21 protein-coding genes are annotated in these 23528 nt (G+C 66.4%); 9 read left to right on the forward strand and 12 right to left on the reverse strand.

What is annotated here, in order from left to right; all coding sequences use genetic code 11:
- Positions 1 to 78: 78 nt before the first annotated feature.
- The 6 genes from OG716_RS19155 (at position 79) to OG716_RS19180 (ending at position 4660) form a co-directional block, all read left to right on the forward strand.
- Positions 79 to 666 (forward strand): peroxiredoxin, encoded by a 588-nt coding sequence (locus OG716_RS19155; protein ID WP_153806595.1) that lies wholly within the window; start codon positions 79 to 81, stop codon positions 664 to 666.
- 39 nt (positions 667 to 705) lie between these two features.
- Complete coding sequence (locus OG716_RS19160; protein WP_355121142.1) at positions 706 to 1245, forward strand: carboxymuconolactone decarboxylase family protein; 540 nt, start codon at positions 706 to 708, stop codon at positions 1243 to 1245.
- 154 nt (positions 1246 to 1399) lie between these two features.
- Positions 1400 to 2152: an HNH endonuclease family protein gene (locus OG716_RS19165; RefSeq protein ID WP_405138890.1), complete on the forward strand. Its 753-nt coding sequence runs from the start codon at positions 1400 to 1402 to the stop codon at positions 2150 to 2152.
- A gap of 21 nt (positions 2153 to 2173) precedes the next feature.
- Positions 2174 to 2866, forward strand: coding sequence for a PhzF family phenazine biosynthesis protein (locus tag OG716_RS19170; protein WP_355121146.1), 693 nt, complete (start codon positions 2174 to 2176; stop codon positions 2864 to 2866).
- Positions 2867 to 2990: 124 nt separating this feature from the next.
- A complete protein-coding gene (locus OG716_RS19175) occupies positions 2991 to 3416 on the forward strand; it encodes a YciI family protein (protein WP_405138891.1) in 426 nt (141 codons plus the stop codon).
- Positions 3416 to 4660: an RNA polymerase sigma factor gene (locus OG716_RS19180; RefSeq protein WP_405138892.1), complete on the forward strand. Its 1245-nt coding sequence runs from the start codon at positions 3416 to 3418 to the stop codon at positions 4658 to 4660. The genes OG716_RS19175 and OG716_RS19180 overlap by 1 nt, the downstream gene beginning before the upstream one ends.
- Positions 4661 to 4662: 2 nt before the next feature.
- Here OG716_RS19180 and OG716_RS19185 read toward each other — a convergent pair whose 3' ends face one another.
- The 5 genes from OG716_RS19185 to OG716_RS19205 form a co-directional block, all read right to left on the reverse strand.
- Positions 4663 to 5886, reverse strand: coding sequence for an aspartate aminotransferase family protein (locus tag OG716_RS19185; RefSeq protein ID WP_405138893.1), 1224 nt, complete (start codon positions 5884 to 5886; stop codon positions 4663 to 4665).
- 113 nt (positions 5887 to 5999) lie between these two features.
- Complete coding sequence (locus OG716_RS19190) at positions 6000 to 6608, reverse strand: DUF5134 domain-containing protein (RefSeq protein WP_405138894.1); 609 nt, start codon at positions 6606 to 6608, stop codon at positions 6000 to 6002.
- A gap of 519 nt (positions 6609 to 7127) precedes the next feature.
- Positions 7128 to 9509, reverse strand: a complete 2382-nt coding sequence (locus OG716_RS19195) for an ATP-binding cassette domain-containing protein (protein ID WP_405138895.1) — start codon at positions 9507 to 9509, stop codon at positions 7128 to 7130.
- Positions 9510 to 9561: 52 nt separating this feature from the next.
- Positions 9562 to 9972, reverse strand: coding sequence for a VOC family protein (locus OG716_RS19200; protein ID WP_405138896.1), 411 nt, complete (start codon positions 9970 to 9972; stop codon positions 9562 to 9564).
- A 5-nt stretch (positions 9973 to 9977) separates the two neighbouring features.
- The gene (locus tag OG716_RS19205) at positions 9978 to 10424 is read right to left on the reverse strand and encodes a helix-turn-helix transcriptional regulator (RefSeq protein WP_327145105.1); all 447 of its coding nucleotides are present in this window, start codon (positions 10422 to 10424) and stop codon (positions 9978 to 9980) included.
- Positions 10425 to 10754: 330 nt separating this feature from the next.
- Between OG716_RS19205 and OG716_RS19210 the strand changes: the two genes are divergently transcribed.
- Positions 10755 to 11210, forward strand: a complete 456-nt coding sequence (locus OG716_RS19210; RefSeq protein ID WP_405138897.1) for a GNAT family N-acetyltransferase — start codon at positions 10755 to 10757, stop codon at positions 11208 to 11210.
- Positions 11211 to 11231: 21 nt separating this feature from the next.
- Here OG716_RS19210 and OG716_RS19215 read toward each other — a convergent pair whose 3' ends face one another.
- Positions 11232 to 11873 carry a Pr6Pr family membrane protein gene (locus tag OG716_RS19215; RefSeq protein ID WP_405138898.1) on the reverse strand — a complete coding sequence of 214 codons (642 nt, stop codon included), beginning with the start codon at positions 11871 to 11873 and terminating at the stop codon, positions 11232 to 11234.
- A gap of 137 nt (positions 11874 to 12010) precedes the next feature.
- Between OG716_RS19215 and hrpA the strand changes: the two genes are divergently transcribed.
- The gene (gene hrpA / locus OG716_RS19220; protein ID WP_405138899.1) at positions 12011 to 16504 is read left to right on the forward strand and encodes an ATP-dependent RNA helicase HrpA; all 4494 of its coding nucleotides are present in this window, start codon (positions 12011 to 12013) and stop codon (positions 16502 to 16504) included.
- Between the two features lie 20 nt (positions 16505 to 16524).
- On the opposite strand, the gene nrdR is transcribed toward hrpA, so the two are convergent.
- The 3 genes from nrdR to OG716_RS19235 form a co-directional block, all read right to left on the reverse strand.
- Positions 16525 to 17001, reverse strand: a complete 477-nt coding sequence (gene nrdR, locus OG716_RS19225) for a transcriptional regulator NrdR (protein ID WP_405138900.1) — start codon at positions 16999 to 17001, stop codon at positions 16525 to 16527.
- A 95-nt stretch (positions 17002 to 17096) separates the two neighbouring features.
- The gene (locus OG716_RS19230; RefSeq protein ID WP_405138901.1) at positions 17097 to 18410 is read right to left on the reverse strand and encodes a hypothetical protein; all 1314 of its coding nucleotides are present in this window, start codon (positions 18408 to 18410) and stop codon (positions 17097 to 17099) included.
- Between the two features lie 387 nt (positions 18411 to 18797).
- Positions 18798 to 19202 carry a hypothetical protein gene (locus OG716_RS19235; RefSeq protein WP_405138902.1) on the reverse strand — a complete coding sequence of 135 codons (405 nt, stop codon included), beginning with the start codon at positions 19200 to 19202 and terminating at the stop codon, positions 18798 to 18800.
- A 301-nt stretch (positions 19203 to 19503) separates the two neighbouring features.
- Between OG716_RS19235 and lexA the strand changes: the two genes are divergently transcribed.
- Positions 19504 to 20205 carry a transcriptional repressor LexA gene (gene lexA, locus OG716_RS19240; RefSeq protein ID WP_355121327.1) on the forward strand — a complete coding sequence of 234 codons (702 nt, stop codon included), beginning with the start codon at positions 19504 to 19506 and terminating at the stop codon, positions 20203 to 20205.
- A 79-nt stretch (positions 20206 to 20284) separates the two neighbouring features.
- Here the strand turns inward: lexA and OG716_RS19245 are convergent, their stop codons facing one another.
- From OG716_RS19245 to OG716_RS19255, 3 genes are all read right to left on the reverse strand, one after another.
- Positions 20285 to 20746, reverse strand: a complete 462-nt coding sequence (locus OG716_RS19245) for a DUF2231 domain-containing protein (RefSeq protein ID WP_405138903.1) — start codon at positions 20744 to 20746, stop codon at positions 20285 to 20287.
- Positions 20747 to 20850: 104 nt separating this feature from the next.
- A complete protein-coding gene (locus tag OG716_RS19250) occupies positions 20851 to 21645 on the reverse strand; it encodes a hypothetical protein (protein WP_405138904.1) in 795 nt (264 codons plus the stop codon).
- 161 nt (positions 21646 to 21806) lie between these two features.
- Entirely contained in the window at positions 21807 to 23492 is a 1686-nt protein-coding gene (locus OG716_RS19255) for an alpha/beta hydrolase (protein WP_405138905.1), read from the reverse strand.
- Between the last annotated feature and the right edge of the window lie 36 nt (positions 23493 to 23528).

The following is a 23528-nucleotide window of genomic DNA, read 5'->3' on the forward strand; positions in this document are numbered from 1 at the left end:
TTGCCTTTAAGCGAGGTTCGGGCAAGATCGTTTACAGCAGTCACGACACGATCGATTCGACTACACAGAGGAGCAAGCATGGCACTGCTGACCATCGGCGACCAGTTCCCCGCCTACAACCTGACCGCGGTCATCGGCGGTGATCTCTCGAAGGTGAACGCTCAGCAGCCCGACGACTACTTCACCCAGATCTCGAGCGACGACCACGCCGGCAAGTGGCGCATCGTCTTCTTCTGGCCGAAGGACTTCACCTTCGTCTGCCCGACCGAGATCGCCGCCTTCGGCAAGCTGAACGAAGAGTTCGCCGATCGTGACGCACAGGTGCTCGGCGCGTCCGTCGACAACGAGTTCGTGCACTTCCAGTGGCGTGCGCAGCACGAGGAGCTCAAGACCCTCCCGTTCCCCATGCTGAGCGACCTCAAGCGTGAATTGGCCGCCGCCACAGGTGTTCTCAATGCCGACGGCGTCGCGGACCGCGCCACCTTCATTGTCGATCCGAACAATGAGATCCAGTTCGTCTCGGTGACCGCCGGTTCCGTGGGCCGCAATGTCGACGAGGTGCTGCGGGTGCTCGACGCCCTGCAGTCCGACGAGCTCTGCGCCTGCAACTGGAAGAAGGGCGACCCGACCATCAAGGCCGGCGAGCTCATGACCGCTTCGGTCTAAACACTTCCAATTCGGCTCTGATACAAAGGATTTCGCACTGTGACCATTGAGACCCTCAAGAACTCGCTACCCGAGTACGCCAAGGACCTCAAGCTCAATCTGTCCTCGATCGCTCGCACCACCGTGCTGAACGAGCAGCAGTTGTGGGGCACACTGCTGGCATCGGCCGCCGCCACCCGGTCGGCCACCACGCTGCGCGAAATTGCCGAGGAGGCCGCCGACGTTTTGTCGGCCGAGGCGTACAACGCCGCGCTGGGCGCCGCCTCGATCATGGGCATGAACAATGTGTTCTACCGCGGCAAGGCCTTCCTGGACGGCAAGTACGACGACCTGCGGGCCGGTCTGCGCATGCAGATCATCGGCACACCGGGCGTGGACAAGGCCGATTTCGAGCTGTGGTCGTTCGCGGTCTCCTCGATCAACGGCTGCCAGCACTGCCTGGAGGCGCACGAGAACACCCTGCGCGAGGCGGGCGTCTCCCGTGAGGTGATCTTCGAATCACTGCGTGCCGCCGCGATCGTTGCCGGTGTCGGCCAGGCCGTGGCCTCGACCGAGGCATTGGCTGCCGCCGCGGTCTGATCTCCTGCTTTTCGATCTGAAGCACTGCTGACAGGGGTGGTGCACCGATTCGGTGCACCACCCCTGTTTCTATTTGCTATCAGTTAGCTGAAATCAGGTCACCGGTCGGCAACATTGCCCGTTTCATCCGGTTTCCACCCCTAGACTCCCCCGCATGCCCGAGCGTTCCCGGACCACCGCCCGGCGCCGCTGGCGCAGATTCTTCGCCACCTCCGTCGTCCTCGTCGCGGTGGCCGCGACCGGGCTCGCGCTCTGGAGCAATCGGCAGGAACCGGCGCACAAGAACACCGACACCGCCGCGGCCGATCCCACCAGCACGCCGCTCCCCGACCTGCAGCACGCGCAGGCCGACCTGGACCGGCTCACCATCGCCTGGAATCGGAACTGGGAATCCTACGAGCGCAATGCCTTCGGGCCCGGCTGGTCCGGGCGCGGCGGTGAGCCCGTACTTTCCGACGGATGCACCGCCCGCGAGGACGTGATGAAGCGGGATCTGACGGAAGTCAAACTGGCGGAGAGTAATTCGTGCATGGTGCTGTCCGGCGTACTGAACGATCCGTACGCGGGCGAGCAACTGCCCTACGACCGGTTCCAGGCCTCCGACATCGAGATCGACCATGTGGTCGCGCTGGGCGACGCCTGGCGGTCCGGCGCCTCGGACTGGGATGCGGAACGCCGCCAGTATTTCGCCAATGACGTGGGCAATCTGCTGGCCGTGCAGAAGCAGGCCAATCAGGACAAGGGCTCGAAGACCCCGGATCAGTGGCGTCCGCGCGCACAGTTCTGGTGCGAGTACGCACGTCGCTGGGTGGCCGTGAAATCCCGCTGGGGACTCACCGTACAGGCCACCGAGAAGAGCGCCCTGGCAGACATGCTGGGAGCATGCTCACCTCCCCCTGCGCGGTAACCAGCGGTAAGCTCGGCACCTATGAGCACCCCGGAAAGCGATGGCGCACAGATCGAAGTGGTTCGCGTATTCACCGATGCGACGGGCCGCTTCGGCAATCCGCTCGGCATCGCGCGCGCCGCCGATGTGGCCGGCGCCGACCATCAGGCCCTGGCCGCACGTGTCGGCTACAGCGAGACGGTCGTCCTCGAGGAGCCGGACAACGGCCGGGTCCGCATGCGCATCTACACGCCGTCGGTGGAATTGCCGTTCGCCGGGCACCCGACCGTCGGCACCGGCTGGTGGCTGTACCTGCGGGGCCGTCCGGTCTCGGTGATCGATGTGCCCGCCGGACCCGTGGACGTTTCGGTCACCGAGGGTATGGCGTGGGTGCGTGCGCGCTCGGAATGGGCCCCCGCCTTCACCTTTCACGAAATCGAGAGTGCCGAACTGCTGGCCACGCTGGACCCGGCCGACTTCCCCGAGGGCTCGCACTACGCGTGGACCTGGCACGACGAGGCCCGAGGTCAGGTGCGCACCCGAATGTTCGCCCCCGCCATGGGAATTGCCGAGGACGAGGCGACCGGAGCGGCAGCCATCGCACTCACGGCCAAACTACAGCGCGGGCTGTACATCACCCAGGGCGCGGGTTCGCAGCTGTTCACCGAATGGGACTCCGACGGCTGGGTGCGGCTGGGCGGGCGCGTTGTCGAGGATCACCCGGTCGTCATCTGACCGCTTCGGCCGCCGGTCGCGGCGCGGGAAAATATTCTTCGGAGTGGATGTCCGGATCCGGTGCAGTGGCTCCGACGTCTCGGGTACAGACGCCACCGAGGCGCCGACAACGGAGGTGAGACCGATGAAGTACATGATTCTGTCCTACGGTTCGCAGCGAGACTACGACGGTATGACCGGCAAGGCGACGGGCGATTACGCCTGGTCACCCGGCGACTTCGCCGCGGTGACCGAGTTCATGCGGGACTTCACGGCAAAGCTCGAGGCGTCCGGAGAGCTGGTGGACACCCGCGGCCTCGTCGATCCCGTCCACACCCGCAGGATCAGCGGCAGCACCCGCGCGGGCCTGCCCGTGGTGATCACCGACGGACCGTATGCGGAAACGCAGGAGGTACTCGCCGGATACTGGATCGTGGAGTGCGAGAGCTTCGACCGGGCCACCGAGATCGCGGCGGAAATCACCGAATGCCCCGGCCCCGCGGCGATAGCCGCGCGCGCCTACGTGGATGTGCGGCCGATCACGGAAAGCGCTGATTCCCTGGAGATTTGATGACCGACACCCGCACCGAGGAGCTGCTGCGCACACTCGCACCGCAAGTCCTCGGTGCGCTGGTGCGGCGCTACGGGCATTTCGATACCGCCGAGGATGCGGTGCAGGAGGCCCTGGTCGCGGCGACCGCACAGTGGCCCGAGACGGGTGTGCCGCACGATCCGAAAGCCTGGTTGATCGCCGTCGCGGCCCGGCGACTCATCGACCTGCTGCGCACCGAGCAGGCGCGAAGGCGCCGCGAAGATGCTGTGGCGCAGGCACTTCCGTCCGACCAGTGGGCATTCCCAGCCGTCGAGGACCGCGTCGCGGACGCCGACGACACCCTGATCCTGCTGTTCCTGTGCTGCCATCCGGCATTGGCCCCCGCCTCCCAGATCGCGCTGACTCTGCGCGCGGTCGGCGGCCTGACCACCGCGGAAATCGCGCGCGCCTTCCTCGTACCGGTGGACACCATGACCCGGCGCATCAGCCGGGCCAAACGGACGATCAAATCGGCAGGCACACCCTTCCGCATGCCGCTGCCACAGGAGCGAGACGCCCGGCTCGCGGCCGTACTGCACGTGCTGTACCTGATCTTCACCGAAGGCTATGCCGCCACGGCCGGACCCGACCTGTACCGCACAGACCTGTCCGCCGAGGCAATTCGATTGGCGCGCATCATGTATCGCCTACTCGACCAAGATGACGAAGTCGCAGGCCTGCTCGCCCTCATGCTGCTGACCGATGCCCGCCGACCGGCCCGCGCCGGGCCGCACGGCGAACTGATTCCGATGGCCGAACAGGATCGATCGCATTGGGACCGCAGCCTCATCACCGAGGGCATCGCACTGATCACTCTGGCACTGCCACGCGGCGATCCGCCGGGACCGTATCAATTGCAGGCCGCCATCGCGGCCGTGCACGACGAGGCGGCCACCGCCGAGGACACCGACTGGCCGCAGATCGCCGCCCTCTACACGGCACTGCACGCACTCACCGACAACCCGGTAGTGGCATTGAATCGTGCAGTCGCGGTGGGGATGTCGAGCGGCGCCGAGGCCGGGCTGGCCATGCTCGCAGAACTGGAAACCGATGGCCGGCTAGGTGCCGACCATCGGTTCTATGCCGTACGCGCACATCTGCGGGAACTGAGTGGAGCCGACTCGGACGCGATCTCCGACTACCGCCACGCCGCTCAGCTGACGGGAACCGTCCCGCAGCAGCGTTACCTCAATTCCCGTGCCGACCGTCTGGCCGCCAGGTAGGACTAACCCAGTGCGCGGGCGAAGCCCGCCGCCAGTTCGGCGACCTGCTCCTCGGTGATGACGAAGGACGGGGAGATCTGCAGGGCGCCCTGACCGGCCGCGCGGCCCGAGATGCCTTGGGCACGCAGGGTTTTCACGAACGGCATGGCCTCGGCGGGATCGGCGAGCTGGATGGCGGCGACCGCGCCCAGGCCACTGCGGACCTCGGCCACCCGGGGGTGCTCGGCCAGTGGCGAAAGGTGCTTGTGCAGCAGGGATTCCAGGTTCTTGCTGGCGTCGAGCAGGTTTTCGCGCTCCATGATGTCGAGGGTGGCCATGGCGGCGGCCGCGGCGCCGGCGTGGCCGCCGTAGGTGTAGCCGTGGCGGAACCAGGTGCCGCCGGCGAAGAACGGCTCGGCGATCCGCGGGGCGATGAACACCGCGCCCATCGGCACGTAGCCGGAGGTCAGGCCCTTGGCGGTGGTCATGATGTCCGGCTGCAGGTCGAAACGTGAAGAGGCGAACCAGGATCCGCCGATGCGGCCGAAGCCGGTGACGACCTCGTCGGCCACGAACAGGATGTCGTTCTCGCGGCAGATGCGGCGCACCTCGGCGAGGTAGCCCTCCGGCGGCAGGTACACGCCGCCGGCGCCGATGATCGGCTCGGCGAAGAAGGCTGCGATGCGCTCGGCGCCGACCTCTTCGATGAGCGCGAGCAGTGCCTTGGGGTCGTCCCAGCCGATGGTGCGGGCGTCGGGCATGAACTCGCCGTAGCCCTCGTGGTTGACCGGAATGCCCGCGAGCGAGGTGCCTGCCACGTGCATGCCGTGGTAGGCCTTCTCACGGCCGACGATAATGGTCTTACCCGGCTTGCCCACGACGTTCCAGTAGCGGCGCGCCAGCTTGGCCGCGGTATCGATGCCGTCGGACCCGCCGGAGGTGAAGAAGATCTTGCTGCCGGGCACCGGCGCGATGGCAGCGAGCCGCTCGGCCAGATCGCGCAGCACCGGGGAGGCCAGATCACCGAAGTTCGAATAGTGCGCGAGATTGCTCAGCTGCGCGGCCACCGCATCCGCGATCTCGCGGCGGCCGTGCCCGACATTGGTGAACCACAGTCCGGCGGTGGCATCCAGGTACCGGGTGCCGCCCTCATCCCAGATATAAGCGCCGTCGCCGCGCGCCACCACGAACGCACCGCCGTCTTCCACCGCACCCATATCGGCGAAGCCATGCCACAGCGAACCCATCCCGCACCTCCGTCACACCGACACCGACTGCCACTTTCCGGGCATGTCGACCAACCACACCATCACACCATCACCGCCCGGAGCAGCGCGAACGGCCCCCGGCACTCGAGGTGTCAGCCCGCCGCGGCGAGCACGAGCATGTACGCGGTGCCCAGATCCATCACCAGATGCGGAAACACCGCCTTGGAACCGGTGCCGACCGCATGCGGAAACATGTGCCACAGCGCACGCCGCGACGCCGGAACCGCCATGACCACCGCATCCGCGGTGAAAAGTGCGGCCAGCACGAGCATCGGCGCCGGGGCGGGCCCACCCGCCATGTGCATATGCATCCCGCGCTCGGCATGCCCGCTCATCGCGTACAACATCGCCCCCGCCGCCAGCAGGTGATAGGCGAACGTCGCGACACTCACACTGCGCCACCGCAGGATTCGACCCATCAGAACTGCGGCGTAGACCACGATCATCGCCGTCAGCACACCGCGCAGCGCCCGCGGATCGGCCGCCGCCGGAAACACCAGCATGGCCAGCATCACCAGGCACATGAGCAGATGCGCCGCATCCGACTCCTGATCCACCCGAAACCCGTTCCCCGCCAGCACCTCTCCCCCACCCACCGGCCGCACCGCGGCCAGCCGCCCCACCACAATCACCGCAGCCATCACGAATCCGGCCACCACCAGCCACCGCAGCATCCCGCTGTCCTGCACGAATCCCGCCATGCCCCACCACCTCTCAGCGCGGAGTCCTGCCTCCCTCCATAGTGGCACCGCCCCCACCCGTCGGCACCGCCCTTACCCTGCCGAACCAAGGTCATCCCACCGCCACTCCGCGGCAAACCAGCAGGCAGCTGCCACGCAGCAGCGGTGTTCTGCGGCACCCCCCACGTTTCGGTTGATCCCGGCACAGGCTCCCGCCTGGACAGCGCGACCGGACGAGATGGGAAGGCGCGAGAAATCGGCAGGGCGACTGCGACGGCCCGCCGTCGAGCACACCGCCCGTCATCCCGGCGCGCTTCTGGCCGTGATCCACGGAAACCGTTGACACGCTGCGGGTGTGGATCCCGGCCAAGGTCATGCCGGGATGACGGGGTTCGCATGCCGGATGACGAGGGCGACTCACTCGCATAATTCAGGACGCCTCACGCACACAACGCGAATCACCGCACCTGTCGGTCGAATTCGACGGTGCGGTGACTCGGCTGCGGGTGAGGGGCCTCGCGAGGTCTCCGAGGACCTCGGTCAGCTGCCGACGTAGGCCGCCAGGTGTTCGCCGGTGAGGGTGGCGGGTTCGGCCACCAGGTCGGCGGGGGTGCCTTCGAAGACGATGAGGCCGCCGTCGTGGCCGGCGCCGGGGCCGAGGTCGATGATCCAGTCGGCGTGAGCCATGACTGCCTGGTGGTGCTCGATGACGATGACCGACTTGCCTGATTCGACGAGGCGGTCGAGGAGGCCGAGCAGCTGTTCCACGTCGGCGAGGTGCAGGCCGGTGGTGGGCTCGTCGAGGATGTAGATGCCGCCCTTGTCTGCCATATGGGTGGCCAGCTTCAGGCGCTGGCGTTCGCCGCCGGACAGGGTGGTGAGGGGCTGGCCGATGGTGAGGTAGCCGAGACCGACATCGGCGAGCCGCTCGAGGACGGCATGTGCGGCGGGGATTTTCGATTCGCCGGCGGCGAAGAATTCCAGGGCCTCGCTCACCGACATGGCGAGCACCTCGCTGATATCGCGGCCGCCGAGGTGGTAGTCCAGCACCGCCGCCTGGAACCGCTTGCCCTCGCACACCTCACACGTGGTGGCGACGCCGGCCATGATCGCCAGATCGCTGTAGATGACACCCGCGCCATTGCAATTGGGGCAGGCGCCTTCGGAATTGGCACTGAAGAGCGCCGGCTTCACGCCATTGACCTTCGCGAACGTCTTGCGGATCGGCTCGAGCAGTCCGGTGTACGTCGCCGGATTACTGCGTCGCGAACCCTTGATCGCACCCTGATCGACCGAGACCACATTCTCACCGGCGGGAATCGATCCGTGCACGAGTGAACTCTTTCCGGACCCCGCGACACCGGTGATGGCGACCAGCACCCCGAGCGGAATATCGACATTCACACCGCGAAGATTGTGCGTCTTCGCGCCACGAATCTTCAAGGCCCCGGTGGACTTTCGCACCGTTTTCTTGAGCGCGGCCCGATCGTCGAAATGCTTGCCGGTAATGGTGCCGCTGCCCCGCAACCCATCGACAGAGCCTTCGAAACAGATGGTGCCGCCACCCGCACCCGCACCGGGCCCGAGATCGACAATGTGATCGGCGATCGCGATGGTCTCCGGCTTGTGCTCGACGACGAGCACCGTATTGCCCTTGTCCCGCAGACGCAGTAGCAGATCGTTCATGCGCTGAATATCGTGCGGATGCAGCCCCGCGGTGGGCTCGTCGAAAACATAGGTGACATCGGTGAGCGCGGACCCCAGATGACGAATCATCTTGACGCGCTGCGCTTCACCACCCGACAGCGTGCCCGACGTGCGCTCCAGACCGAGGTAGCCGAGCCCGATCTCGACAAACGAGTCGAGCGTCCGCTGCAACGTCTCGAGCAGCGGCCCGACGGACGGTTCGTCCAGCCCCTTCACCCATTCGGCGAGATCGCTGATCTGCATCGCGCACGCATCGGCAATGCTGACCTTCTTGATCTTCGAGGACCGAGCTCCCTCGCTGAGCCGGGTGCCGTGGCATTCGGGGCAGATATCGAAGGTGACCGCCCGCTCCACGAACGCGCGGATATGCGGCTGCAGCGCATCGACATCCTTGGAGAGCATGGATTTCTGAATGCGCGGGATAATGCCCTCGTAGGTCAGGTTGATGCCATCGACCTTGATTTTGGTCGGCTCCTTGTAGAGCAGATCGGCCAGTTCGCGCTTGTTGAACTTCTTGATCGGCTTATCCGGATCGAAGAACCCGCACCCGGTGAAGATCCGGCCGAACCACCCGTCCATGGAGTAGCCGGGGATGGTCAGCGCGCCCTCATTGAGCGATTTGGTGTCGTCGTACAACTGCGTCAGATCGATGTCATTGACCGAACCCCGGCCCTCGCAGCGCGGGCACATACCGCCGGTAATACTGAAGCTCCGGCGCTCCTTCACCGTCTTGCCACCGCGCTCGATCGCGACCGCACCGGCACCGCTGATCGACGCGACATTGAAGGAGAACGCCTGCGGGGAACCGATATGCGGCTTCCCGAGCCGGCTGAACAGAATGCGCAGCATGGCATTCGCATCCGTGGCCGTGCCGACCGTGGAGCGCGGGTCCGAGCCCATCCGCTGCTGGTCGACCAGGATCGCGGTGGTGAGCCCCTCGAGTACGTCGACCTCGGGCCGCGCCTGCGTCGGCATGAAACCCTGCACGAACGAGCTGTAGGTCTCATTGATCAGCCGCTGCGATTCCGCGGCGATCGTACCGAAGACCAGCGAGCTCTTCCCGGATCCGGATACGCCGGTGAACACCGTCAACCGGCGTTTGGGAATCTGGATGCTGACGTCTTTGAGATTGTTGACCCGCGCGCCGAGCACGCGAATCAGCTCGTGACTATCGGCGGCATGCGATGCGGGCGCGGGCGTCCTCTTGGTGGCCATGCTTATCGTGTCTCCGTGATTCAGGGTCGGTGGCGGAGGAATGCCGGACGGCTCAGCCCAGTTGCTGGATGCGGACCATATTGCCTGCGGGATCGCGGAAGGCGCAGTCCCGGACGCCATAAGGCTGGTCGGTCGGTTCTTGGACGACTTCCGCGTCGCTGGCCTGCACTCGCTCGAAAAGGCCGTCCAGATCTTTAGTAGCCAAAAGGATGCTGGAATAGGTTCCCTTGGCCATCATCTCGGTAATGGCGCGCCGCTCGTCCTCGGTGAGGCCGGGATCGACAGCCGGCGGATGCAGCACGATCGAGGTATCGGGCTGTCCGGGAGGGCCGATGGTCAGCCAGCGCAAGCCGTTGTATCCGACGTCATTCCGGAGCTCGAAACCGAGGGTGTCGCGATAGAAGGCCAGCGCGGCTTCCGGATCGTCCTGCGGGAGAAAACTCGCGTGAATGGTGATGTCCATGAAGATCAGGCTAGTTGCGACTCGGTAGCCGCCGCTTCTCTATTCCTGATCGGTCTGGTTACTTGTTTCTCCACGCACGAGGGAATGCCCGAGGTCGCGGTCGCCTCACGCCGGTAGACGCTGGGCGGAACCCCGACCAATTCGGTGAAACGCGTGCTGAAAGTGCCCAGCGACGAGCAGCCGACCGCGAAACAGACCTCGGTGACGCTCAGATCGCCGCGCCGCAGCAAGGCCATCGCCCGCTCGATACGGCGTGTCATCAGATACGAGTACACCGACTCGCCGTACGCGAGCTTGAACTGCCGGCTGAGATGACCGGCCGATATGTGCGCATCCCGGGCGAGCGCCTCGACATCCAGCGGTTGCGCGTACTCCCGGTCGATACGGTCGCGCACACGGCGCAGCCGCGCGAGATCGCGCAGACGCTCTGCCCCGGATGGACTGCTGGTCACCTCACCGATCGTGCCATGCCCCGCCCGACTTGCCTAGTTCACCGGCGCTCAGCTCCACCGCCGCTCAGCGCATCCGGAAGACCGGGCCGCGGGGGCGCACCACCGCGACGGGCAGTAGCAACTCCGGCAACTGATCCGGGGTCACCATCACTGTCGCTTCCAAGGCATCCTTTCCGATTGCCGCAAGGTCGTCTCTGGCTAGGTTCGGCGCTGCGCCGAAGCCATTGAATTTCCGGCGCCCATCAGTGAATTCCTGGCTCCGACCGGCGCGGAATCAGGACATTCGCACCACCCAGACAACCGACTGACCGGCATCGATAGCCTGGGGGTATGCGGATTGTGGTGGACGATTTGTCCGGTGCCGAGGTGATCGAACTGCTGCAGACCCATGTGGCCGAAATGCTGGACAACTCCCCCGAGGACAGCATGCACGCGCTGGATGTGGACGCGCTGCGCAAGCCGGAGATCACGCTCTGGTCGGTGTGGGAGGGCGACGATATCGCGGGCTGCGGAGCGATGAAGGAACTCGATCCGACGCACGGCGAGATCAAATCCATGCGGATGGTCGAGACGTGGCGCGGCCGGGGCGTGGCGACACTGCTGCTGGAGCACATTCTCGGCGTGGCACGCGAGCGCGGATATACGCGGCTGAGCCTGGAGACCGGGTCCTCGGAGTTCTACCGGCCCGCGGTCCGGCTGTACGAGCGGCACGGGTTCGCGCTGTGCGGACCGTTCGCGGAGTACACCGATGATCCGCACAGCGTGTTCATGACTCGGACGCTCTGAGCCGGATCACGCTGAGCCGGATCAAGACGTGTGCGTACGGCTTTCGCGCCAGAAGCGCGCGAGGAAACCGTTCAGCGCGACCACGGCGGCGGCCAGAATCGCGAAGAACACCACCATCAGCGCCAGCTTCCAGGACATTTCGAGGTAGCCCTGATGGCGCGGATCGATGAAGGGGTAGGGATACCAGTCCACGATCGGACCGCGGACCAGTGTGTACACGCCGTAGAGCACCGGGTAGATCAGCCAAATGCCGATGAGCCGCGCGCTCAGCTTGATCGCGGCGGGAACCAGTAGCCAATCCGCCAGCACGACAATAGGCATCACCCGGTGCAGTGCTGTGTTGGTCCAGTGCTCGCCCAGTTGGACATCGATATTCGACAGCAGCAGCGCATAGATGATGCCGGTGATGACCAGATAGAGGGTGCCCGCGCCGCGGAACAGCTGCCAGCCCCGGCTGATCGGCGCACGCAGTCCGCCCACCAGCAGCACCACCACGCCCACGATATTGGACTGGATGGTGAAGTAGCTGAAGTAATTGGCTTCGGAGTACCCCGCGACGCCGATGTTCTCGATCGGGATCCACACCAGCGCGACGATGCCGAAAACACCGAAGGCAATGCGTAGCGCTCGAATCCACGCGGGCGGTCCGGCAGTGCTGTTCATGGCCTGATATTCGCACGGGAGCAGCCCGAAACGCGGACGATACGCCGATACAGCACACTTCAGGCAACCCTCGCTACGACGATCTGTGCCACCACGCCGACCGGCCGGGTCAGGACTTCGCTAGGCTTGACGGTGCAATGACCAGGACTGCCGCCACCGTTCGCGAGCTTCGTTCCCGCCTGGCCGACCTCTCGATCCGCGACGAATATCGTTTACGTCGACGCCTCGACCAGGTCCGCGGCGGCGACCTCAGCGCACTCGAAGCCGAAATCGACGCCGCCCAGCGGCGCGTCGACACCCGTCGCGCCGCGCTACCCACCATCAGGTATCCGGAGCAGCTACCGGTCTCCGCGCGCCGCGAGGACATCTCGAAGGCGATCGCCGAGAACCAGGTCGTGATCGTCGCCGGCGAGACCGGCTCCGGTAAGACCACCCAGCTACCCAAGATCTGCCTGGAGCTGGGGCGCGGCATTCGCGGCACCATCGGGCACACCCAGCCGCGGCGCATTGCCGCGCGCACGGTGGCCGAGCGCATCGCCGAGGAGCTCGGCGGCGAACTGGGCGATGTGGTCGGCTATACCGTCCGATTCACCGATCAGGCCTCGGATCGGACCCTGGTCAAGCTCATGACCGACGGCATTCTGCTCGCCGAGATCCAGCGGGACCGGCTACTGCGCCGCTACGACACCATCATTATCGACGAGGCGCACGAGCGCAGTCTCAATATCGACTTCCTGATGGGCTATCTCAAGCAGCTGCTGCCCAAGCGGCCGGATCTGAAGCTCATCATCACCTCCGCCACCATCGATCCGGAGCTGTTCGCCCGGCACTTCAGTGACGAGAACGGCGCTCCGGCACCGATTGTCGAGGTCTCCGGCCGCTCGTTCCCGGTGGAGATCCGGTATCAGCCACTGGCACTGGAGGTTCCGCTCACCTCCGATGATCCCGATGACGAGGACACCCAGGTCGTCGACCGCGATCCCACCGATGCCATCGGCGATGCGGTGCGCGAACTGCTCGACGAGGGCGACGGCGACATCCTTGTTTTCCTATCCGGTGAGCGTGAGATCCGCGATACCGCGGACACGCTGCGGGATATGAAACTGCCGCGCACCGAGATCCTGCCGCTGTACGCGCGGCTCTCTGCGGCCGAGCAGCACAGGGTGTTCAGCAACCACGCCGGTCGCCGGGTGGTACTGGCCACCAATGTCGCCGAGACCTCGCTGACGGTGCCCGGCATTCGCTATGTGGTGGACCCCGGCACCGCGCGCATTTCGCGGTACTCGCTGCGCACCAAGGTGCAGCGGCTGCCCATCGAGCCTATCTCGCAGGCGTCGGCGCGGCAGCGCTCCGGGCGCTGTGGTCGTGTTGCCGACGGTATCGCCATTCGGCTGTACTCCGAGGACGAGTTCGAATCACGGCCGCAGTTCACCGAACCGGAGATTCTGCGCACCAATCTCGCCGCCGTCATTCTGCAGATGACCGCGCTGGGACTGGGCGATATCGAGAGCTTCCCGTTTGTGGAGGCCCCGGACAATCGCGCCATTCGCGACGGCATCTCGCTGCTCGAGGAGCTCGGCGCGCTGGCTCGGCGTAGCGACGACGCCGATCGCTCCGAAATCCCCGATGCCGGACTGACTCTCACGGCGATCGGCCGGGAAATGTCGCAGCTGCCGGTGGATCCGCGCATGGCGCGCATGCTGGTGGAGGCGAACCGCACCGGCTGCCTGGCCGAGGTGCTGATCATTGTCGCGGCACTGTCGATTCAGGATGTGCGCGAGCGGCCGGTGGAATTCCAGCAGGCCGCCGATACCAAGCATGCCCGCTTCCACGTCGACGGCTCCGACTTCCTCGCCTACCTCAAACTCTGGGACTACCTGGGCGAGCAGCGACAATCGCTGTCCTCCAACCAGTTCCGGCGCATGTGCCGCGACGAGTTCCTGCACTACCTGCGCATACGCGAATGGCAGGACCTGCACGGCCAGCTCCGCACGATCACCCGCAGCCTCGGCTGGTCGACCGACTCGGGATCGTCCGAAAACGACACCCCCGAAACCGATTCCGAATCGGTTGGCTCCGACGCCCGCGGCAATTCGCGCCGACGCGGCAGAAACCGACGCGGCGGCGAAAGAGTTGACAGCTCAACATCATCCGTCCGGGCCGCCGGAACAGAGACCTCGAGCCGAGTCGCCACCGGTCGCATCATTGCCGACTCCGGAAGCAGCAGCGGAGACGTCGCCGCCTCAGGCAAGGACAGCGGCGGAAATACCAGCGCCGCAGGGAGAAATGCCGCGGGGAATTCCGGTGACTCCGGTAGGGGCGCTGCGGCTTCCACCCAGGGCACGGGCCCGACATCCACGTCCGGCACCACTGCCACGTTCGGCGGCAACGCGACGTCCGGCGGAGGCTCAGCTATGCGCAGCACCTCCGCGAGTGGCGGGACCTCCGCAGCGGGCAAGGCCGTACGCGGTGGGCGTGGGCAATCCGGTGGGAGTGCGTCCGGCGGGGCCGATTCGGCTGCGCGGCTTGCTGCGCTGGCGGCTACCGCCGATGAGGCGCTGCCGTGGGATTCGCTGTCGATTCATCAGGCGCTGCTGGCGGGGATGCTGTCGCATATCGGTGTGCGGGAGGCCGAGAGCCGGGAATTCCTGGGCGCGCGCAATGCCAAGTTCATGATCTTTCCGGGGTCCTCGCTGGCCAAGAAGGCGCCGCGCTGGGTGATGGCGGCCGAGCTGGTGGAGACCTCGCGGCTGTGGGGGCGGACGGCGGCGCGGATCGAGCCGGAGTGGGCCGAGCGGCTGGCCGGGGATCTGGTGAAACGTACCTACTCCGAACCGCATTGGTCCTCCAAGCGTGGCGCCGCCCTGGCGTACGAGCGGGTCACGCTGTACGGGATTCCGCTGGTCACCCAGCGGCGGGTGGATTTCGGGCGCATCGATACCGAGCTGTCGCGCGAGCTGTTCATCCGGCATGCGCTGGTGCAGGGCGAATGGCAGACCCGGCACGAATTCTTCGAGCGCAATCGCGAATTGCTCGACGATGTGGCCGATCTGGAGCATCGAGTGCGCCGGCGCGACATTCTCGTCGACGATCAGGTGCTGTTCGACTTCTACGACGGCCGTATTCCCGCCGACGTGGTGTCGGTGCGGCATTTCGACAGCTGGTGGCGCAGGGCGCAGCGGCAGGATCCGACGCTGCTGAACTTCACGGCCGCCACCGTCGTGAACGAGGATGCGGCGCTGCTGGATCCGACCGCGTTCCCGGACAGCTGGCGGCAGGGTGAGCTGATCTTCCCGCTCACCTATCAATTCGAGCCCGGCAATGCCGATGACGGTGTCACCGTGCACATTCCGATCGCGCAGCTGGCGCATGTGCGGGCCGTCGGCTTCGACTGGCTGGTGCCCGGTATGCGCGAGGAGCTGGCCACCGCACTCATCAAGACGCTGCCCAAACAGCTGCGGCGCGCCGTCGTTCCGGCCCCCGATTTCGCGAAAGCCGCACTGGCACAGCTGACTCCGCGTGCCGAACCACTGCGCACCGCCCTGGCACGGGAGCTCTCGCGCCTGGGCTCGGTCACCATCGCACCCGCCGATATCGACCCGGTCGCCCTGCCCGATCACCTGCGCATGACGTTCGCCGCGACGGACGCCGCCGGAACCCTGATCGATCGCAGCAAGAATCTGGCCGAGCTGAAATCCCGTCTCGCGACCCAGGTGTCGAAGACGGTGGCCCGCGCGACCGCCGCCGCCGAGCGCGCCCCGGCCGCGGTGTGGACCTCAGAATCGCTCGGCACGCTGGAGCCGACGGTGCGCAGGCAGGTCGGCGGGCAGACGATTACCGGTTATCCCGCACTGGTTCCCGAGGGCGACGGGGTGGCGGTCCGGGTGCTGAGCTCACTGGCGCAGCAGGCCGCGGCCATGCGCACCGGTACCCGCACGCTGTTGCTCAATGCGCTTCCCAGTTCGGCACGAGCGGTCACCGCCGGGCTGCCGCCGGCCGATCGCCTTGCGCTGAGCCAGAATCCGTACGGTTCGCTCGACGCGCTGATCGAGGACTGCCGGGCCTGCGCCGCCGATCAGCTCATCACGAGTGCGGGTGGGCCGGTGCGCAGTCCGGAGCAGTTCAAGGCGCTCGTGGAGAAGGTGCGACCCGACTTCACCTCCGCCGTCGTACAGATCGTGCGACTGGTGGTGCCCGTGCTCGCCGAAGCGCACCGGGTACGTGCCGCCCTCGCCGATTCCCGTGATCGTGAAGCCGCACAGGACGTCACGCACCAGCTCGACGATCTCGTCTTCCGCGGCTTCGTCTCCGAATGGGGCAGTGTGCGATTGCGCGAACTGCCGCGGTATCTCGAAGCGGCGAAACTGCGGCTGGAAGCCCTGCCCGCATCCGCCAACCGCGACCGAGCGGGCATGGCCGAACTCGATCGGGTGCACGCCGCCTACGACCGCCTGCTCGAGTTGCTGCCCGAGGGCCGCCGCACCGGCCGCGATATCACCGAAATCTGGTGGATGATCGAGGAATTGCGCGTCAGTCTCTTCGCCCAGCAGCTCGGCACGCCCTATGCGGTCTCCGCCAAGCGCATCGAAAAGGCGATCGACGCCGCGCGCAAGCCACCCGCCAAACGCTGATCGCGCCGTGGGTGAATCAGCTACTCGGCTGCGACGCCCACCGCGTGTTCGGCGCGGTGTTGGCGCAGTGAGGCGATCTCCTGCTCGAAATCCTCGGCGGAGCTGAAGGATCGGTAGACCGAGGCGAAGCGCAGGTAGGCGACTTCATCGAGATCGCGCAGCGGGCCGAGGATGGCGAGACCGACCTCATGGCTGGGCACCTCGGGAGCACCCTTGGCGCGCACCGCATCCTCCACCTGCTGCGCGAGCAGGTTGAGGGCGTCGTCATCGACCTCGCGGCCCTGACAGGCGCGGCGCACACCGCGAATAACCTTCTCGCGGCTGAACGACTCGCTCACTCCGCTGCGCTTGACCACCGAGAGAATCGCGGTTTCCACCGTGCTGAACCGTCGCCCACACTCGGGACAGGCACGACGCCTCCTGATGGCGCTGCCTTCCTCGGCTTCACGCGAGTCGACCACCCGGGAATCGGGGTGGCGACAGTACGGGCAATGCATCCGTGATCCTTCGTCGGGGCCTGGGCTCCTCAGCAATCTCGAGGATACCCGGACTGCGGCGATCGGCGTGCGTCCGCCCGTGCGAGCGGCCCAGATCAGGTGGTCAGCTGCCACTCAGCGGTCAGATCTCCGAGCAGATCGGGCAGTCGCCGCAGCAGCCTTCCTTCGGCCAGTTTGTCCGAGAAGGGCTCCGCCAGCACCGGTCTCGCAACGACCTGATTCGCGGAAAGCTCCAGGTAACGAGGCAGTAGATCATTCGTTATGTAGGTCCACCGCGTGTCGCGGTCGGCCCAGTTGAAATTCGGTAGCGGCGTGCGCAGCGACATGGCGCCCGCGGTGAGCGTGGTGGGCGCGAACACACCCGGGGCTCGCACGCCGGGGACGGCGGCCTTACCGGCGACGGTGCTCACATAGGTCATGACCCGTCCCATGACGCCGCGACCGGAGGAGGTGGCATCCCACTGGTCGGCGATGATCTGATTCTGCTCCCGGTCGGTCATGCGATAGGCGGCATCGGCCAGTCCGGCGGGGGTGCGACCGTCGAGCTCGCGCCAGGCGGTGACGGCATTGTCGTCGAGTACGCCGGCCTGGAACATCTCCTCGACTCCGGCCAGGCCGTCTGCCACATAGGCCTCGTGCATGGGCACCTGATCGATGAAGATGTGCTTCTGCATGATCATCAGCCGGGTCTGGTACCAGGTCAGATCGGCGGCGGTGAGCCGCTCACCCTCGGTGCCCAGCGCCTTGATATCGGCGGGCAGCAGATTCAGCAGATCGGCGGGCGTGCCGCGCAGCAGATCGGCGACCGCACCGCCCACCTGATGGATACCCGGGACGCTGACGATATTCGCGACATCACCCATATCGAAGAAGCCCGAGGCGAATGATCCGCCCGCGAGCCCGGCCAGCCCGGTCCAGTAGAAATCCGGGTGCTGATTATTGAGCCGCAGGTAGTTCACGTACACCTGGATGAAGGTGCGCGAGTTCGCCGCCACGCCGCGCGCCGGGTCCCAGGCGGCCAGATCGATATCGGCATTCCGGGTGGCGACGGTCAGCCAATACTGGTGCAGCAGTGTGGCGTAATGCCGCGGCGCCACACCCGCGGCCCGCGCTTCGTCGAGGGCGGTGCGCAATTGTGCGGGGTCCAGCGGTAGGGCCGGATTCAAGCCGCCCCCACCGGAACCGTCGCCATTGACCGACGGCAGATCCAGATAGGCGGCGTAGGTGGATTCGGCGTGTGCCGCCGGTACCGCGACCAATCCCAGCACCAGGCAGGTCAGCAGCCCGGCGAGTCGGATCAGACTCTGGCCGCGGTACGGCCCGGCCGCACCGCGCGAGTACGGTCCGCGCGCGCCTCGTGGGAGTGGCCTGCTCGCGCACTGTCGCGTGCCGCCGGTGCCCTGCGCCATTGTGCCCCCTTGTGCAATGCACGCCGGTCCACTCGGGGCCGGCACGAATGTAGCGTCTACATAGATCTCCTGCTGTCCAGCGTTGGAACAGCGGACAGCGAAGATTCATGTGTGTCACGGCTACCCGCAACGCCTTTCGGCACGGGGGTTGGACCGTGTCCCACACCGACGCTTGTGGTGCAGGAACATGCTGTTTCGGAGTAACCTCCGTCACATCTCAGGGCACCGTAGCAACGTGTTTCAGTTTTCAATCTACTTTTTCGGCCATCCCCGTGGCCGACCATCCCTACTCCATGCCCGGCTATCGCCGGGCGAACGGCACTTCGGAAGCTTCGGGCCGCGACGCTTCCCCGCGCCACCGCTCCGTGGCCACCGAAGGGCAATCGGTTAGCGGGGCGGGGCGGGCGCGACCTGGACCACCGACGTGGTCTGCGAACCGAAGTCGCCGGACCGCAACTGCGCCAGCGCAATCAGACCGGCGACGGCCAGCGCTGTCATCAGGGCGGTTACCGCGAGCGCAGCGAAACCGAGCTGCGCGCGCTGCACGCGAGTGATCGGGTGCGCGCCACGCGCGCGCCCGGCGCGGCGCGCCACGATGTGCGCCCGCCCGGCACGCGCGCGATCACGCGGTACGGGTTGCAGCCGCGCCCGGCACGGCTGCCGGTCTGCCGCGGGCCGCCAGACGCCGTGTGCGACAGGGGCGGGGGCACGGTCGGCGCGCAGCTCCCACGGGATGCCGCTGAAGCCGAAATCGCTTGCACGAGTGTCGAAATCGCTGGTCACAGTGCGCATCGAAGAATCCTCCATGCTGGGCTTGCCGGATAACTCTGGACAGTTGACTCGCTCATGTGTTCGAAGAACTGATGTTCGAATTTCTACCACGGCCGACCGACAATGTCGCGTATTTGCGCGACATGCGTCGAACAGATGTTTGATCAGTCCGGAGTCTCGGACTACAGTCAGTCACGAGCTTCCCGGACGTTCGGCAAACAGCGCCCGGGGACGAATTCCGGTGAGACACAGCAGTGAACGGAGGACTGCGGCGGTGAGCGAACACAGCGCTGTGGAGGGTGACAACGGTCCGGCCGACCAAATCGGGGACGGCACCGAGACATCCAGCCAGGGGGCGGATCTCACGGCCCGCCAGCGGCGAGTGCTGGATGTCATCCGGAGCTCGGTCAGCGACCGCGGGTATCCGCCCAGCATCCGGGAGATCGGTGATGCGGTAGGCCTCACCTCCACCTCCTCGGTGGCGCATCAGCTACGTGCGCTGGAACGCAAGGGCTACCTGCGCCGCGATCCGAATCGCCCGCGCGCAGTGGATGTCCGCGGGCTGGACGAAACCGTCATGCGCGCCGCAGCCGGTGCGCCGCAGCTACGTTCGGTCCCGGCGGAGGTAGAGAGCTCGGCCGATCGTCCGGTGCCCATCTTCGTACCGGTACTGGGCCGCATCGCCGCCGGTGGTCCGATCCTGGCCGAGCAGGCGGTGGAGGACATCTTCCCGCTGCCGCGCGAACTGGTCGGCGACGGTTCGCTGTTCCTGCTGAAGGTCGTGGGCCAGTCCATGATCGACGCCGCCATCTGCGACGGTGACTGGGTGGTCGTCCGTCAGCAGAATGTCGCCGAGAACGGCGATATCGTGGCCGCCATGATCGACGGCGAGGCTACCGTCAAGACGTTCAAGCGCACCGGTTCCACGGTGTTGCTGATGCCGCACAACCCCCTGTTCGAGCCGATTCCGGGCAATGACGCCCAGATTCTCGGCAAGGTCGTCACGGTCATTCGCAAGATCTGACCGTGCCGGACTGCCGTGGCCCGGCGCCCGCCCGCAGACCGGGCGCCGGGTCACGACACTCACCCCGAGCCGCCGTGCGCTACGAGACGGTTCCGCCCCAGACCGCATGCGCCCCGGAATCTCCGACGCGATAGGTCTGCAGCACCGCTGCGGCTCCCGCCGCCAGCGCGATCACCGCGACGAGCACCTTCACCGCTCGGCCGAGTGAGTTCCCCCGGCCCTCCAGCACCTGCGTCCAGGCCAGCAGTGCGGCCGGAATGAGCAGCGGCGCAACAAAATACAGCATTTCCCTGCCGAGGCCGGCGTGATGATCGATGGCCGGCGTCGAACCCAGTCGACGCTGCAGCCACTCCCCCGCCTCGGTGGTCAGCGGAGTCAGGGCGACCACCAGCACCGTCAGGCCGACCGCAGGCCAGATCCACCGACGGCGCGCGGCGGGCCACAGTGCGCAGGCGATAAGCAGTATCACCGTCAATGGCACAAGAACGACAATGGCGTGCACCAGCAATACGTGTGCGGGCAACCCACTGATTGTCGACATTCGACTCCCCGATTCGGTCCGTTGTCAGTCAGGACACGTATGGGGAGCGCTGTGGGTTCGCCCGTGCGCCGATATTCGACGCGGTGTACCACAGAGGCGGTGTACTACAGCTGTTCGTTGCGCGCCGGACTGCCGTCGGGACCGTGTTCCGGGCCGACCGGCGGGGTCGGCGCCTGCACTCGCGTCATGAGCACGGTGGCTTCGGCATCGTCCGGCCGCTCGGGAGCCGACCGCCTGATGACCGTCGTCGCCGCATCGCTCTGCTGAGCGTGATCGTCCATCATAGCCGGCTCACTGTGCGGCGCAGGTTCATTCGGCCGTGCGCTATCGGCGAGCGGCACCTGATCGATCGTGTGCGCGGAAGTAGATGCCTCGGGCCGCGTAGAGGCGATGACCTCGGTCAGCCCCAGCGCGGTGTCCTCCGTGCGCACCGAATCGGGCATGGTCGCGGGCGGCGTCGGGCTCGCGAAGCCGAGCATTTCGTACTGGGCGCCAATGGTCATGACCACCGAGTCCTTGTCCGCGGCGATGAAGCCTTGACTGGGGCCGATCACGCGGCGCAGGGACTCCAGCCAGCGGTGGTCGAGAACGCGGCAATCGGCCCACGGGAAGTATTCCAGACCGGTCCGCAGGAAGAAGCGATCACCGATTCGAGCCTGGCGCAGCAGGTCCAGCAACCAGGCGTCGATGCGATTGGGCTGCGCATTGCGATAGATGCGCGTATGCGGCGGCACGGCAGCGCTCGCGAACTCTCCGAATGCACTCAGCAACTTCACAGGGAACTCGTCGGTCCTAACAAATCCGACAACATCGAGCCCCTGCAATTGGTCCGGAAGCTGCGCCGCGGCCCGGCGCTCGTCATGCAGTTTGAACTTCCTGTTGATGTCCTCGGTGCGCATTTATCCCCGCTTTCCCGCCATACTTCCGGGAACCCTAGCATGAACCCAACCGTTTCAAATCCAGTTGGTCACCTGGCCAGATAGGCCCTGACCCGCACTTCCGCTATGCATCCGCAACACATATGCGCACCCCTGGCGGCCGTCCATCGAGTCGCCGAATATCAGGGCCGATAGCGTCCGGTGATGATCTCGCCCTGGGTCTCCAGACCGGGGTTTCCGTTTCCCCAGTAATTGCCGTGCGCCCACGGATCGAAGGGCAGCAGCGATCCGTAGGGCAGCGCATGCAGCAGCAGTAGATTCAGCTTCGCGCCCGCGGAGGGGAAGACGGTCGCGCCGAAATCCGGATCGACCGGATCGGTGCCGTGGATCCAGCGCGCATAGAACGACACCGGATCGGCCGGATCCGCGGTGGCGTAGACATGCTCGTGATTGTGTTCCACGGGGATGCCGTCCAGTCGCAGCTCGGAGACACCGTGGACCTCCACGCCCGGACTGCCCACGAAGATCAGATTGTCGGCCGCCAATGAATTGCCATGCCCGGCAGCAATTCCCATGAGCGTGGTGCCGTAGCTGTGCCCGACCACGGTGAGGTCGGCGGGCACGCCCGCATGGGTGGCACGTAGGCCCGATTCGAAGCGGCCCAGGGCCACAGCGCCCTCGTCGGCGTACCGGCCCGAGAGCGCGTTTCCCAGTCCGGGCGGCGATTCATAGCCGTACCAGGCGATGACGGATGTACGGGCCGACCGGTCGGCCTTGGTAGCGGCGGCCAGCAGAGCGCGAGCACGACCTGTTCCGGTGCCGATGCCGTCGAGCGACGCGCCGGTGCCGGGGACGAACGTGGCGATATTGCTCGCGGCGTCCGGATTATTGAGGGCGATCGCCCCGTGCCCGTCATTGTCGACACCGAGCAGATAGCGCCCGGCGCCACCCGCCGCATCGGCGGCGGCCGTGTATGCGGCCAACTGCGTGTGGATCTGCTGACGTTCAGCGTCCCAGCGGTGCAGCGCGATCCAGTCATGTGCGGTGTCCGGGAGGTTCTCCCGGCGCGCCCAGTCCGGATGCTGTGCGTCCAGGCCGCGCAGGTCCGATTCCGCGGCCGCACGGAGGCGTTCGAGATCCATCCGGTTGTAGCAGTCCCTGGCGACTGCCGGAATACCGTCCCGATTGCCGATCGCGGGGTCGAAGGCGAACAGTGCGTCCTGGTCCGCCGGTGCGAGCGACTCCCACAGCGCGCGCAGGGCTTTCGGGTCCTCGGGCAGGAAGGCATCACCGTCCAGAACGGCGGCCACCCGCGTACTGATCGGCCCGCCCTGCGGCGCACCGCGCAAAGCGACCAGCGCCTCGACGGCAGCGGTGAGTCGCTTCCCGATCGACTGGTCGGTCTCTCCGGCACAGTCCAGCAGCGGCAGCAGCCGTGCCTGTAGAGCCAGTGCCTTCCCGTCGAAGCAGGCCTGCAATACGAGATCCAATACGGCATTGCCGGTATCGGCATGCGGCGCCGTGACCGTCCCGTCATCGGCGATCACGCATCCATTGGCCGCGGCCTCGTCATCGATATCGCGAACCGTCGCGCACACTCCCGCCAGTGCGGCAGCGTCGGCGAGCGCATCAGCGATATCGAGCGCAGCCGCCCCGATATGGTTCGCGGTCAACTGGGAGCTCAGTGCGTGCAAGGCCGCCGCGGTAGCCGCCGCACCCCGCCACCCCGAGACGGCAGCATCCACATGACGGCCGGCCGCCCGCATGGCGCCCCCGAAACGCAGATTCCCTTCCACCACAGCATCACTCGCGATTCCGGCCGCCGCCGGATCCCACCCGCGCACCTGTGACATGGTCGCTCTCGACAACGCTCCCTCCCGGCTCCTCCCCGCCTGCAACCCCCT

Source organism: Nocardia sp. NBC_01388 (genome assembly GCF_045040085.1).
Classification (GTDB): domain Bacteria; phylum Actinomycetota; class Actinomycetes; order Mycobacteriales; family Mycobacteriaceae; genus Nocardia.

Coding starts and splice junctions, on each gene's coding strand:
- OG716_RS19155 (WP_153806595.1), top strand. CDS start 79: ATGGCACTGCTGACCATCGGCGACCAGTTCCCCGCCTACAACCTGACC.
- OG716_RS19165 (WP_405138890.1), top strand. CDS start 1,400: ATGCCCGAGCGTTCCCGGACCACCGCCCGGCGCCGCTGGCGCAGATTC.
- OG716_RS19170 (WP_355121146.1), top strand. CDS start 2,174: ATGAGCACCCCGGAAAGCGATGGCGCACAGATCGAAGTGGTTCGCGTA.
- OG716_RS19175 (WP_405138891.1), top strand. CDS start 2,991: ATGAAGTACATGATTCTGTCCTACGGTTCGCAGCGAGACTACGACGGT.
- OG716_RS19180 (WP_405138892.1), top strand. CDS start 3,416: ATGACCGACACCCGCACCGAGGAGCTGCTGCGCACACTCGCACCGCAA.
- OG716_RS19185 (WP_405138893.1), bottom strand. CDS start 5,886: ATGGGTTCGCTGTGGCATGGCTTCGCCGATATGGGTGCGGTGGAAGAC.
- OG716_RS19190 (WP_405138894.1), bottom strand. CDS start 6,608: ATGGCGGGATTCGTGCAGGACAGCGGGATGCTGCGGTGGCTGGTGGTG.
- OG716_RS19195 (WP_405138895.1), bottom strand. CDS start 9,509: ATGGCCACCAAGAGGACGCCCGCGCCCGCATCGCATGCCGCCGATAGT.
- OG716_RS19200 (WP_405138896.1), bottom strand. CDS start 9,972: ATGGACATCACCATTCACGCGAGTTTTCTCCCGCAGGACGATCCGGAA.
- OG716_RS19210 (WP_405138897.1), top strand. CDS start 10,755: ATGCGGATTGTGGTGGACGATTTGTCCGGTGCCGAGGTGATCGAACTG.
- OG716_RS19215 (WP_405138898.1), bottom strand. CDS start 11,873: ATGAACAGCACTGCCGGACCGCCCGCGTGGATTCGAGCGCTACGCATT.
- hrpA (WP_405138899.1), top strand. CDS start 12,011: ATGACCAGGACTGCCGCCACCGTTCGCGAGCTTCGTTCCCGCCTGGCC.
- nrdR (WP_405138900.1), bottom strand. CDS start 17,001: ATGCATTGCCCGTACTGTCGCCACCCCGATTCCCGGGTGGTCGACTCG.
- OG716_RS19230 (WP_405138901.1), bottom strand. CDS start 18,410: ATGGCGCAGGGCACCGGCGGCACGCGACAGTGCGCGAGCAGGCCACTC.
- OG716_RS19235 (WP_405138902.1), bottom strand. CDS start 19,202: ATGCGCACTGTGACCAGCGATTTCGACACTCGTGCAAGCGATTTCGGC.
- OG716_RS19245 (WP_405138903.1), bottom strand. CDS start 20,746: ATGTCGACAATCAGTGGGTTGCCCGCACACGTATTGCTGGTGCACGCC.
- OG716_RS19250 (WP_405138904.1), bottom strand. CDS start 21,645: ATGCGCACCGAGGACATCAACAGGAAGTTCAAACTGCATGACGAGCGC.